This is a genomic window from Acinetobacter sp. WZC-1 (assembly GCF_052544965.1).
In genome coordinates, this window is sequence record NZ_CP199370.1 from 734,652 (window position 1) to 747,841 (window position 13,190).

At 42.7% G+C, this 13,190-nt stretch carries 13 protein-coding genes; 4 read left to right on the plus strand and 9 right to left on the minus strand.

What is annotated here, in order from left to right; genetic code table 11:
- Positions 1-9: 9 nt before the first annotated feature.
- Complete coding sequence (locus ACT6PV_RS03525) at positions 10-186, minus strand: hypothetical protein (protein WP_445115109.1); 177 nt, start codon at positions 184-186, stop codon at positions 10-12.
- A 241-nt stretch (positions 187-427) separates the two neighbouring features.
- Entirely contained in the window at positions 428-1,240 is an 813-nt protein-coding gene (locus tag ACT6PV_RS03530; RefSeq protein ID WP_445117016.1) for a D-alanine--D-alanine ligase family protein, read from the minus strand.
- A gap of 71 nt (positions 1,241-1,311) precedes the next feature.
- On the opposite strand from ACT6PV_RS03530, the gene ACT6PV_RS03535 reads away from it, so the two are divergent.
- A protein-coding gene (locus ACT6PV_RS03535; RefSeq protein ID WP_445114732.1) for an IS3 family transposase occupies positions 1,312-2,450 on the plus strand; the annotation gives its coding sequence in 2 pieces (ribosomal slippage) (positions 1,312-1,570 and positions 1,570-2,450; 1,140 coding nt in all).
- A 417-nt stretch (positions 2,451-2,867) separates the two neighbouring features.
- Here the strand turns inward: ACT6PV_RS03535 and ACT6PV_RS03540 are convergent.
- Positions 2,868-3,976 (minus strand): IS3 family transposase gene (locus ACT6PV_RS03540; RefSeq protein ID WP_445115110.1). Its coding sequence is split into 2 segments (ribosomal slippage): positions 2,868-3,724 and positions 3,724-3,976, totalling 1,110 coding nucleotides; the frame shifts between segments, so codons are not numbered across the junction.
- Positions 3,977-4,264: 288 nt separating this feature from the next.
- Between ACT6PV_RS03540 and ACT6PV_RS03545 the strand changes: the two genes are divergently transcribed.
- Positions 4,265-5,340 (plus strand): IS3 family transposase gene (locus ACT6PV_RS03545; protein WP_445114685.1). Its coding sequence is split into 2 segments (ribosomal slippage): positions 4,265-4,517 and positions 4,517-5,340, totalling 1,077 coding nucleotides; the frame shifts between segments, so codons are not numbered across the junction.
- Positions 5,341-5,501: 161 nt separating this feature from the next.
- Here ACT6PV_RS03545 and folE read toward each other — a convergent pair.
- The 6 genes from folE to ACT6PV_RS03575 form a co-directional block, all read right to left on the minus strand.
- Entirely contained in the window at positions 5,502-6,050 is a 549-nt protein-coding gene (gene folE, locus ACT6PV_RS03550; protein ID WP_445117017.1) for a GTP cyclohydrolase I FolE, read from the minus strand.
- 94 nt (positions 6,051-6,144) lie between these two features.
- Positions 6,145-6,831, minus strand: a complete 687-nt coding sequence (locus ACT6PV_RS03555) for a Smr/MutS family protein (protein WP_445115111.1) — start codon at positions 6,829-6,831, stop codon at positions 6,145-6,147.
- Between the two features lie 565 nt (positions 6,832-7,396).
- On the minus strand, positions 7,397-8,212 hold the full coding sequence (gene trpC, locus ACT6PV_RS03560) for an indole-3-glycerol phosphate synthase TrpC (protein ID WP_445115112.1): 816 nt from the start codon (positions 8,210-8,212) through the stop codon (positions 7,397-7,399).
- Positions 8,213-8,223: 11 nt separating this feature from the next.
- Positions 8,224-9,270: an anthranilate phosphoribosyltransferase gene (gene trpD / locus ACT6PV_RS03565; RefSeq protein WP_445117018.1), complete on the minus strand. Its 1,047-nt coding sequence runs from the start codon at positions 9,268-9,270 to the stop codon at positions 8,224-8,226.
- Between the two features lie 9 nt (positions 9,271-9,279).
- Complete coding sequence (locus ACT6PV_RS03570) at positions 9,280-9,864, minus strand: aminodeoxychorismate/anthranilate synthase component II (RefSeq protein WP_445115113.1); 585 nt, start codon at positions 9,862-9,864, stop codon at positions 9,280-9,282.
- 719 nt (positions 9,865-10,583) lie between these two features.
- The gene (locus ACT6PV_RS03575) at positions 10,584-10,748 is read right to left on the minus strand and encodes a hypothetical protein (protein WP_445115114.1); all 165 of its coding nucleotides are present in this window, start codon (positions 10,746-10,748) and stop codon (positions 10,584-10,586) included.
- Between the two features lie 502 nt (positions 10,749-11,250).
- On the opposite strand from ACT6PV_RS03575, the gene ACT6PV_RS03580 reads away from it, so the two are divergent.
- Both ACT6PV_RS03580 and ACT6PV_RS03585 read left to right on the plus strand, forming a co-directional pair.
- On the plus strand, positions 11,251-12,195 hold the full coding sequence (locus ACT6PV_RS03580) for a hypothetical protein (protein ID WP_445115115.1): 945 nt from the start codon (positions 11,251-11,253) through the stop codon (positions 12,193-12,195).
- Positions 12,196-12,279: 84 nt separating this feature from the next.
- Positions 12,280-12,813: a GTP-binding protein gene (locus tag ACT6PV_RS03585; protein WP_445115116.1), complete on the plus strand. Its 534-nt coding sequence runs from the start codon at positions 12,280-12,282 to the stop codon at positions 12,811-12,813.
- Positions 12,814-13,190: the final 377 nt, after the last annotated feature.

Below are 13,190 nucleotides of genomic sequence, written 5' to 3' on the forward strand. Positions count from 1 at the left end.
AGTGGCTATTCACTCATTAGCCTTAACCAAACCCTTGTCCGCTGGAATATACTTGAAAACACCCACACCAACATCTCCCTGTCCCTTAATAGTTGGGGATGCCACATAATTAATAGGCATGGTGGTCGAACATCCACTTAAAGCAATACCAAAACCAACTAATGCAGCTAAAATCAAATTTTTCATTAAAAAACCCATTGTTATAAAGTGTAATCAATATAACAAAGAGTAAAGGTAAAGTGAAGATTTACTAGACTATATATCTGATTAGATGTACTAGCTCAAACCCGATCTGACAGTTCCCCATTTTTATAGTGCCTGTCAGTTTAAATTTTAGCTAAATTCTTCTCAGCCTAAATTCGTTTTCCACCAGATTTAATTACAAAATCAATATCGAAATCATGATAGCCAATAACTTTTTTTCATATCACTTTCCAGCACGATCTACAGCATTATCTACCAATTGACTTACAAGCTCTGTAAAAGAAATCCCTGCAGCTAGAGCGGCATCAGGATAAAGGCTGGTTGGTGTCATACCAGGCATGGTATTTGTTTCAAGAATATAAATCTCTGAGGTTTCTGTAATTATAAAATCTGATCTTGAAAGATCTTTACAACCAAGAATCTGATGCGCTTTGATTGCAATTTCTGAGGCTCGATCATATAAATCTCTTGACAGTTGAGCAGGCACAATGTGCTGGCTTGCTCCATCAGTATAACGATGCTCAAAGTCATACCATTGGCCCATAGGCGTTATTACTTCAACAATAGGGAGAGCTTTAATCTGATCATGATCTTCTAAAACCCCAATTGTTATTTCACGACCAATAATTCTTTTTTCTATTATAGCTTCTGAACTTGTAGTTAAAGTATTTTGTATTGCTGTCGCAATTTTTTCTTTCCCTTGAGCAAACTTAACACCTAAAGCAGACCCTTGATCACAAGGCTTTATTACTACATCATCACCTATGTTTTCTAATATATTCACTATAATGTCATTTATTTTTTCATCTTTGTTTACTGTTATTCCTAAAACACATGGAAGTTTAATTGAATCAAATAAAAGTTTTGCTGTAGGCTTATGAAGTGCACAAGCACTCGCCTTTACTCCACTACCGATATAGGGTAATCCTAATATCTCCAGAAAACCCTGGATTGTTCCATCTTCACCAATTGCACCATGCAAAACTGGAAACACAACATCATACTTTGGACTGCCACCACTCTCCTGGACAAATATCGTCTATTCTTGGACTGCCACCACTCTCCTGGACAAATATCGTCTATTATTTTTGCATAGGAGAGAACATTATGAGCGGACAACGATACACCCCGGAATTTAAAGATGAAGCTGTTAAATTGATTACTGAACGTGGATATTCTGTCACTGATGTCGCAGAACGTTTAGGGGTATCACAGCACAGCATTTATAAATGGCTAAAGGCAGTACAGCCTTTACGCAGCAACCCGGATGAACATGAACTGCTTGAGGCAAAGAAAGAAATCCTGCGTCTTAAAAGTCAGCTTAAACAGACTGAAGAGGAACGGGATATCTTAAAAAAGGCCGCAAGGTACTTTGCAAGCCTGCCCGAGTAAAGTATCAGTTTATTCTTGAATACAGCCATCAATTTAAGATTAAAACGATGTGTCGGGTTCTTGGGATTGCCCGTGCTGGCTATTACGTTTGGTTGCATGAACCTGAATCAGGCAGGACTATTGAAGATAAGCGATTATTACAGCTCATCCGTTCTTCTTATGATGCCAGTTATGGCATCTATGGTTATCGTCGCATCACGCTGGATCTTAAAGAGCTGGGTGAAAGCTGTGGACCTAATCGTGTGCTGAAGATCATGAAGAACAATGGTATTACCGCTGTTCGAGGATATAAGAAGCATAAAAGCCATAGTCACGGTCGTCCTCAGATTGTTCCACCAAACCATTTAAATCGAGAGTTTGTCGTAAACACACCTGACACCTCCTGGGTGACTGATATAACTTACATTCGCACCTGGCAAGGCTGGTTATATCTGGCTGTGGTTCTTGATTTATATTCGAGAAAAGTTATCGGTTGGTCAATGAAACCTACGCTTGCCAGGAATATCGTATTGGATGCGCTTTTAATGGCAGTATGGCGACGCAGACCCAATGAACCTGTGATCATACACTCAGACCAGGGCTCACAATACAGCAGCGCAGACTGGCAGAAATTCTGTCAGAAGCATAATTTGGTTCCGAGTATGAGTCGTCGCGGAAATTGCTGGGACAATGCCGTTGCTGAATCCTTTTTCAGCAGCCTGAAGAAGGAAAGAATTAAAAAGAGAATCTATAAAACTCGAGAAATGGCCCGTGCAGATGTGTTTGATTATATCGAGATGTTTTACAATCGAATCAGACGTCATTCGCATCTTGATGGGATGAGCCCAGAAGCATTTGAGGCAGCTTCAAAATGAGGCTGTCTCGTGTCCAGGATACTGGGAGCAGTCCACTTAGTATTAAGCAAGCTTTGAGTAAGATTACTATCAAGCTCAAGTATTTGCACATTGCTATAAGAATTTCTTAAAGCTTGTGCTACAGCATTAGCTGAGCTTCTGGAAACTTCTGATTCACTTGAAAGTCCTCCACAAATTACAGCGATATTAAGAGTTTTCTTTACATTTTGCATATACCAAATCCTTCTTTTTAAAGATATAGAGAAAAATTTTCAATAGACCTATTGTGAAAGTATCGTTTTTTATGATTTTTGCCCCTAACAACGCCTGAAAAATCATAGCTTATAGATGTCTGAATTTTGAGTTTTGCAAGAGGTCTAATATTTTAATTTCCTGGCTTTTGGTTCTTTTTGCTCGAAGTTTTTGTCCACTTCCCATTTATTGAGACACTTCTAAACTGGAGTTTTCCAGTTTTGCCCTGTACACCGCAGGGGGTAAATTGCCTAAACTTTCATGTGGTCTTTGCTCGTTATAATCCAAACGCCATAACCACGCCATTTCTCTGACCTGAGTCAAATTCTCAAACAAATACGCATTGAGAAACTCTCGCCTAAACGAACCATTAAATCGCTCAATAAAAGCATTCTGCTGTGGCTTCCCAGGTTGTATATGCACCACTTCAATGCCTTGATCTTTACACCAGTCCAGCAATCGCGCAGATATTAGTTCGGGACCATTATCAACACGAAGCTGCTTCGGCAAGCTACGTTGTTGAGCCAGTCGATCCAATACTCTGACAACACGCTCAGCCGGTAACGATGTGTCTACTTCTATATCCAGACATTCGCGAGTCCCCTCATCAACTATATTCAAGGTACGGAATCGTTTACCGCAATACAGACTGTCACTCATAAAATCCAGCGCCCATTGATGGTTGGCTTGTGCAACCACTTGCAGTGGTCGTGCAATACGCTGGGGCAACGTTCGTTTCTGTCGACGGGGTAAGTTCAATCCCATCTGGCAGTACACTCGATAAACACGTTTATGATTCCAGTCATAGCCCTGCCGACGTATGCGACCAAAACACTTCCAAAAGCCAGACTGGGGAGATTGTTTTAACACCTGATTTAATGCATCAATGACAGCAGCATCCCGTTTGCGCCAGCTCGTACTTTGCCGATAATAGCTGGCTCGACTTAGTCCACTCAGGCGACAGGCCTGTAATACAGTTAACCCAAGTGAAGCCAGAATACGAACGCATTCTCGTTGATCTGCTGTCACCAACCCTTTTTTGAGAACAGTTCCTTCATGGCATGGTTCTCCAGACTGAGTTCCGCAAACATCCTTTTAAGTCTGGCATTTTCTTCTTCCAGCTCACGCATGCGCTTAACGTCAGATGCCTCCATACCGCCGTATTTGCTTTTCCAGACATAATAGGTGGCATTGCCAATACCATGCTTACGGCAGATATCATCCACTTTCATCCCAGCATCTGCTTCTTTCAAAATGCTGATGATTTGGCTCTCGGTAAATCGTGATTTCTTCATGACTGTCTCCTGACCTTATTTAATCAGAAAACTCCAATTATGGATGTCTCAGTTTAAGGGAAGTCGACATTTTACCTTCTAAAAAATCACTCTATTATAATTCCAATAGCAATGATATAGGTTGAGAGGGTTTATGAAAATATCGATTCACTTCTCTAAATCCAGGGTTTAAATAAATTCAGTTTAAATAAAAAATTGCCTGATGCACTGCTACATTGGTAATACTCCCCAAAAATAATTGAACTTAAAAGTAGAAAATCGAATACCCTTGATTTAAGGAGATTTTCCATGAAAACATCTAAATATTCAGACAGCTTAATCATGAGTATTTTGAAACAAGCAGAAGCAGGTACCCCGGTACCGAATTTGTGCCGAGAACACGGTATGAGCTCTGCTACGTTCTACAAGTGGAAGAGCAAATATGGCGGTATGGATCATTCCATGATAACCCGACTGAAAGAGCTTGAAGCCGAGAATGCCCGCCTTAAACGCATGTATGCTGATGAGCGCCTTAAAACAGATATCCTTCAGGATGCACTTTCAAAAAAGTTGTGAGGCCAGCTCAACGTAAACTACTTGCTCAACAAGCTGTTGAGCAATATCAAGTCTCTGTGAGTAAGGCCTGCCTGATCTTTGATGTCAGTCAAACGTGCTATCGCTATGCAGCTCAATTAAAGCAGCAGAACGTGGTGATCGCAGACTGGCTAATAAAGCTTACCAGGGACCATCAGACCTGGGGCTTTAAACTTTGCTTTTTGTATCTTCGCAATGTCAGGGGATATGGTTGGAATCATAAACGTATCTATCGTATTTATAAGGAATTGGAACTTAATCTACGTATCAAGCCAAAGAGGCGCATTAAACGGGAACAGCCTGAATCCCTTGCAGTACCGACAGCTAAGAATGAATCATGGTCCATGGACTTTATGCATGATCAACTCAGTGATGGGCGTAGCTATCGAGTACACAACGTGATTGATGACTATAATCGCGAGTCACTGGATATATTGATTGATTTTTCATTACCCGCAGAACGTGTGCTGAGAGGGCTTAATCAATTGATTGAATGGCGAGGTAAACCTAAACGTATTAGAAGCGACAATGGTCCGGAATATATCAGTGAGCTAATGGAAACGTGGTGTGATCAGCATGGTATTGAGCATGTATTTACTCAGCCAGGCAATCCACAGCAAAATGCCTATGTTGAGCGATTTAACCGTACAGTACGTTATGAGTGTCTAAATCAGTATTTATTTCGAGATCTGAGCGAAGTTGAGGACTATACAACTGGCTGGCAGTACTTTTATAATCATGAACGGCCTCATATGTCAGTAAATGGCTGTCCACCTATTTTTAAACAATAACAGGGGCTTTGGATTTTCTACCCATTAATTCAATTAAAAATGGGGGTATTACCCATTAACCCGACCATACTACGCTTTTTATGAAGTAACATGCTGTTCTGGAGAGAACAGTTTTATTTCATACAAACCCTGAAAACCCGGGAATGCGAAACTCCCACTGCTTAAATCGCTTCTGGTACAGCCTGTAGAAACTCACGACGGGCTTCCTTATCGGTTTTAAAATCACCAACAAAAGATACGGTACGGGTGGTGGATTCCTGTTTGCCGACACCACGCATCATCATACACATATGTGCAGAATCAATCACCACAGCCACACCACGAGCCTCTGTAATTTCCGCCACAGCTTCAGCAATCTGCTGAGTCAGATTTTCCTGAATTTGCAGACGACGGGCAAACATTTCGGTAATACGGGCAAATTTAGACAGTCCGAGAACCTTGCCGGAAGGTAAATAAGCAATATGCACACGACCATAAAAAGGTAGTAAGTGGTGTTCGCACAAAGAATAAAACTCAATATTCTTGACCAGCACCATTTCAGGATTATCAGAAGGAAAAATCGCCTGATTGGTCACTTCTTCCAGGGTTTTGCTATAACCGGACGTTAAAAACGCAAAAGCTTTGGCAGCACGGATCGGCGTGTCGACCAGGCCCGGACGGTTCAGGTCCTCACCGACGGCAGTAAGAATGTTGGCATAGGATTGCTGCATGGACATAAAACGTGTTCACTTACGCTGATTGAACAAGGACGGCATTGTAGCAGAAAAACATGAAAAGTCTGACTGCTGGCCAATAAACTGCCGATTACTTAAATCCGGGATTTTTTTCTGCACGTTTCAGTAAAACCAGTACGGCACCGGTTCCGCCCTGGTTTTCAGGCGCACTGACAAAAGCAAGAACATCACCATGCTGACGAAGCCAGCTGTTGACATGGGTTTTTAAAATGGCTTCCGGCCCCTTGCCATGTACAATTTTAATGACATTCTGATTTTCATCTTTTGCCATTTGAATAATTCGTAATACGGCATCACGGGCTTCTTCCACCGTACAGCCATGTAAATCAACCGCTTCAAACCAGCGTAAACGGCCGGCCTTTAAACTCTCAAAAACTTTGTGCTGTAAAGTCGCAATACGATAGCTCAATGTTGCCTGGCTTGCCACCGGATTCAGCATAGCCTGAGTGTTGGACAGGGCAGCATGATCCGTTTCACGAGGGCCTTCTGCTGCGGCACGCCGGGCAAGTGTCCGGGCATCGGGTTTACGATGCGGGGATTTTTCCAGTTTTGCAGTATTGCCATGATCGAAAGCTCTGACTCCTTGCAGGGCGGTTTTAAACAAATCAGTATCATCCGGTTCCGGGGTGGCAGACACCTGTTTATCAGGCGTGACATCTGCTGTGATGGTTGCCGCATCAGCATGAGTGATCTGTTTTTTAAACGCTTTCAATAACTTTTGCTGTTCCTTTGAAAGCGCAGAATCATTGTTGCTCATAATCAATCGTGAAAAATAAGAAGTGAATTGCGCTGAGGGAATCGGCAGGGATCTCTCAGCATGTAGTACATGGTAAATTCTATACTAGAATGAATGGAAACGTCAGTAAACATGGCAATTTAATGCTGAGAAGGGGTTTTCGATGGTATGGAATGAAATATATGCCGGTGGATATTGAGCTGAAATAGGATGAAAAAATATGAATAAAAACAAATGTTTTTATATTGATGGAGATTGATTTTAACTCAGGTGCGGATCTTAGTAATATAGCTGCATGTGAATTAAAAACTACATCTCTTTAAATCCGATATCCAAAGCCTCACAGATAGAAATCTTTTGCTGACCTACAATATTCCTGACTTTTCTTTTTAGTACCGACCATGCTTGTTCAATTGGATTTAAATCAGGGCTACAGCGGATTTGTTATTAGACCTTGCACAGGGGAAATTGGGCCCAATATACCGATCATGTGGTGAGAACGGTTGGTGTGCTGGGCAGTATTGGTATTTTGTATCGTTTTACTGAGCCACAATAAACCGTGAGGTGGCCTGAAGCAACACGGATCTTATTCAGGGCCATAGGGTGCCGGCGTTCCAAATAAGGCAGTGAATGCATGATCAGGGCGGGGCTGTTTCATAAAGCTTTCACCGACCAGGAAGGCATGGATATCATGTTCCTGCATCATGTGGACATCATCCGGAGTGGCAATACCACTTTCCGTGATCAGTAAGCGGGATGGATCCAGCAGCTTTTTCAGGCGCAGTGAAGTATTTAAATCGACCTCAAAGGTTTTCAGGTTACGGTTGTTGACCCCAAGCAGGCAACGTTCTGACAGTTTCAGGGCACGTTCAAGTTCTGCTTCATCATGTACTTCAACCAGCACATCCAGCTGGTGTTCAAATGCTGTGACTGACATTTCTGCCAGCTGAGTATCTGACAAGGATGCTACAATCAGCAGGATACAGTCTGCATGCAGGGCACGCGCTTCAATCACATTATACGGGTCAATCAGAAAGTCCTTACGCAGCACGGGCAGCGTACAATGCTGACGGGCAATGGCAATATTTTCATCTGCACCCTGGAAAAAATCGACATCCGTCAGAACCGACAGACAGGCTGCGTCGGCCTGTTCATACTGTTCTGCAATTTCCGCAGGATTAAAATTTTCACGGATAATGCCCCGGGAAGGTGAAGCCTTCTTAATCTCGGCAATCACACCCGGACGCTTTGCCTGAACGGCCTGTGCAAAGCCACGCACCGGCGTTGCAGCCCGGGCCAGTTCTTCGATATCGTTCAGACTGCGCTGTTGCAGGCGTGTCGTTAGTTCAGCATGCTTACGGTCAATAATTTTACCTAAAATCGTATTGCGGATATCAATCATGTCATTGACTCTTAAACTTCATATGCTTTCAGCGTTTTGGTAAACTCAGACAGCACACTCATTTTTTCCAGTGCCTGTCCGCCATCAATAATATCCTGAGCCAATGCAACACCCTGCCGATAGTCCCGGGTCAGACCGGAAACATAGATACCGGCACCTGCATTCAGGGCGATCATACTGGCAGCCTTCTCACCTTCCGCTGTTTTCTTCCTGGACAATGCATTCTGAATCAGGCGCAGACTTTCCTCAGCGTTGTTGACAGTCAGTCCTGTCAGCGCCCGGGATTCAATGTTGACATCTTCCGGGCTGATGATCCATTCGGTGATTTCATTATCTTTCAGTTCTGCAACACTGGTCGGTGAGGCCAGGCTGATTTCATCCAGCCCATCCCTGGAATGCACCACCATGACATGCTCTGCGCCAAGCTGCTTCATTACTTCGGCAATGGGCCGGCACAGCTCACTGGAAAAAACCCCGATTACGGCACGTTTTACCCCGGCGGGATTGGTCAGTGGGCCCAACAGATTAAAGATACTGCGGATACCGAGTTCCTTCCTGGGACCAACTGCATATTTCATGGCTTTATGATGATTGGGGGCAAACAGGAAACCGACGCCTATTTCCCGGATACAGCGTTCAAGCTGGGCCATATTCAGATCCAGCTGAATCCCGGCTTTTTCCAGCAGGTCGGAAGAACCGGATCTGGAGGAAACCCCACGGTTGCCGTGTTTGGCAATGGTGGCCCCTGCTGCTGCAATCACAAAACTGGCAGCAGTGGATACATTAAACAGGCTCTGACCATCGCCACCTGTGCCGACTATATCAATCAGATGTGGCAGATCGCTGACATCAATCTTAATGGCGAACTCCCGCATGATCCGTGCTGCTGCGGTAATCTCATCAATACTTTCACCTTTCAGGCGTAAACCCATCATCAGGGCGCCAATCTGGGCATCGGTGGCTTCACCCTGCATGATGCTGCGCATGACATCTTCCATCTGTGGCTGAGTCAGATGAATACTTTTGCTGATCAGGCCCAGCGCCTGTTGAATGTCCATAGTTTTCATTTATGCATAAATTTCTAAAAAGTTTCTGAAAATCTGGTGACCGTGCTGGCTTAGAATGGATTCCGGATGAAACTGCACGCCTTCAATGGGCAGAGTCTTATGTTTCACTCCCATAATTTCTTCCATGGAACCATCCGCTTCATGGGTCCAGCAGGTGACATCCAGACAGTCGGGCAGAGTATGCTGGTCAATCACCAGGGAGTGATAGCGGGTTGCGGAAAATGGAGATGGCAGATTGCTGAAGATGCCTGTATTACTGTGATACATATCTGACAAGCGGCCATGCATGACCGTTTTGGCACGGACAATGTCGCCGCCAAAAGCCTGACCAATGGCCTGATGACCAAGGCATACCCCGAGTAAGGGAATTTTCCCTGCAAAATGCTGAATTGCCGGAACTGAAATGCCGGCTTCTGTCGGAGAACAGGGGCCTGGACCAATCACCAGATATCTGGGTTGCCATTGTTCAATATCTTCCAGGGTCACGGCATCATTACGGACTACTTTGACTTCCTGATTTAACTCGCCAAAATATTGGACGATGTTATAGGTGAAAGAGTCATAATTGTCGATCATTAGGAGCATTTTTAAATTAAACCCATGAAAAAGAATGATGTTTTAAGATTGGTATAAAATCGTACTCAATTCTGTACTCAATGTGATTAAAGTGACCTGAATTGCAGGTATAAAAAAGCCACCTTAATTGGTGGCTATATTAGCATTGTTTGGCGTGTCTTTAACAACCGTTTGCACGTAGCTCAACATCCAGTAACTTTTCCTGCCATCCTTAAGTTACTCAACTTCTAAAATGGAAAAACTTTTCACATGCTGAAAAGTTTTTTATGCTTAATTATCTCGAAATTTTGTCTAAATTGTCTCGGCGTGCATCAGGAATACACGACGAATTATTACAATGGTGAACCGTATATTCCAATAAAAAAGAAGCTCACGAAATAGCAGTCAGCCTCTTGGTTCAGAACTGCCAATAGCAGTAAAAGATGTACTGATTAAAGTGGTCATTTTTTACTGCAATTAACACATACTGAATAGTTTTCTATTATTTTATATGGTTACGTTTGGGATAAGCAATGTTAAGATTAAGCTGGTCAAAATGAACCCTATTATCAACAGAGGATTCGGAAACTTTAGGTTTCTGAGATTCATGTGTTTTAGTAGTAGGGTTTGAGTTTTCTTGCTGAATAAAATTTGTTCTATTACGTTCCTGTTCTGTCCTAAGCCTGGTTTTACTGAGACTATTTTTCATGAAGATCATGATAACTTCCTTTCTATGGACTCAAAAAAGATTATTTGGTTTTTGGAGTGTTGGGATTCGGTTGAACGTCTTTATCTGTCTGATCACCGGATGGTTTTGGAGTAGCTGGATCAGGTTTGTTGTCAGTTTTGTTGGGTAGGGTTTGATCATTGGCTTGATTTGAAGCATTTTTTGAAAAACTTTTAAAATTAGACATTTTAATCTTCTCAACTATGTTTTGGAGTCTTTATACTATGCTCTTTATCGACTTACACTAAGGTTGTTGTGAGAGTGAAGTGTGGAGATATGTTCGGGTAGGTGGGTTTATATCTCATTTATATTTCAGGAATTTTTCTTATAAATTTACAATTGCATGATTGGTATCACTATTTAAATTTTTAGTACTATTTCTTTAAATCTTCCTGGTACGCAATCACTACAAATGGTGAAAATATTGTGATCGGAGAATTTATTTTATACCCTTCGGTATCAGATTCTGACCTGGATTCTTCAACTTCCTGTTGAATCGCAGGCCTGTATCGGATTTTTGTTCAGTTGAGGCTGTGCAGATATGGAAAAAACACGATTGAATGCTGATATTTTCAGTCAAACCGGAGATACACAGAAAATTTGCAAATTAACAAAGTGATTTGTTTTGTTTTAATAAATAAAAGTGTTAATCTAGTCACAAATAATTAGATAAGGTCCTTGTGGGGTAAATGAAAGCAGAAATTAATATTGCCATTTTTGGCCTGAGCCTGAATGTACTGGAAAGTATTAAACAAAAAGTTCGTTCACTGTATGATGATGCGCTGAAAATCAGCTGGTCAAATATTGCAGATCCTCAACTGGATATTCTGTTGGTGAATGATATGTTCTTCGGCTCACCGACTATTCAAAACTTAGTCGGTTCCCAGCAGATTCCCTACTTAAGGCTGATTAATAAAAATGAAAAATCAGGGCACATTGAAGGTGACAAACTGTATTTACCTTTTATGGCAACGGATGAAATCAGACAATGGTTCCGGGATCGTCATCTGCACGTTCCAGTCGTTCAGCCGGCAGACAAGAAAGCAGATCAGACAGTACAAACACAGGATTTAAAAAAAATTGTCCAGGAACTGTTTTACGAACGGAATGGCAATCTGCAAATTTTTGACAGTTCAGGAAATATTGGGCTGGTCAATACCCGGACTGAACAGGTCTGGGTTGACAGTGACCGAAAAGTGCAGGGATTGGATTCAAGTCTGAACTATACTTATGCCACGCTGCAGACAGCAGAGAAAGCCAGTGCTGTGCAGGGGCAGGACTTACGGAGCTGGCTGTGGAATGTGTTGTGGCATTCGCCTGAGTTGCCGCAGATCAATCACACACAGGCTTTTTATCAATTACAATACTGGCCACAACCGGATTCGGCGCATAACCGTCAACATGTCTTTAAAATTGCGGCCTGTTTTGAGCAGGGAGCCAGCCTGTCACAGGTTCAGAAAAAACTGGATTTACCACTGCAGGAAATCCGGCATTTTGTTAATGTCGCCCTGATGATGGATATGCTGAAGAAAATTGACGCCAGACAGGCCAGGCTGAGCAGTACCGGGGCAAAACAATCTGAAAGCGCGGTGCGGAGTTTTCTGGGGAAATTACGAAGGCGGCTTGGGCTTTAATGCCACGTTGATTTATTGTATACAGGTTATTTAATGAGTGGGTCTCATTTGAGATGAAGAATACACCGGGAATCGGGAGCGGTTGTGATTTTACAAAAATATAAAATTGTCTTTGGCGGAACAATTGGGGCGGGGAAAACCGAAGCGATTAAATCGCTTTCCGAAGTGGACGTGGTGTCAACAGAAGCAATCAATACCGATGAACAGGCGCACAGCAAAGTGCTGACCACGGTGGGTATCGATTATGGCGAAATTCTGCTTGAAGACGATGTCGTGATCGGCTTGTATGGTACACCCGGGCAGGATCGGTTTGATTTTATCTGGCCTGTGATCTGTAAAGGGGCAATCGGTGCGGTGATTCTGATTGATCACTCCCGGAAAGGGGCGCTGGATGATTTGAAATTTTATTATGATTCGTTCAGTGAGTATGTCAGCAACATTATTGTGGGCATTACTCATGTGGATGAAGACTCCAGCCAGTTGTTAAAGAAATACCGGGACTGGATGGCGATACAGAATTGCATCATGCCGGTTTTTGCTGTGGATGCCCGTAAACGCAATGATGTATTGTTGATGGTTGAATCCCTGATTGCCCGCGCTGAAATAGAGCACGGTTGATTATCCAGGCGGTTGCTGATTGTTTTTTCATCATCAGTATGCTGAAATGGGCTTGACCTGTACGGTTTATGACCTGTGTCATTCAGTATCCCCCTGGTATTCCGCAAAGGATTCGGGCAGACCTGGATCTTCATAGCACCAAATTAAGACAAAAATATGAATTGGCACACAAATAGTGCATTACTGTGGTATTTATAAAACCAGACACCTGAAATATGTCTGAATGTGGTGCAAATATCTGTACAGACAGTATAATGAATCCGGTAAAAAAACAAAGATTGCCTGAATTCTGATAGCTGATTCAAGGTTCTGGAATTTATGCAAAAAGCTGGTATGGGAATTGCTTTATAATTGGCAACGATTAACACGCACTCGAT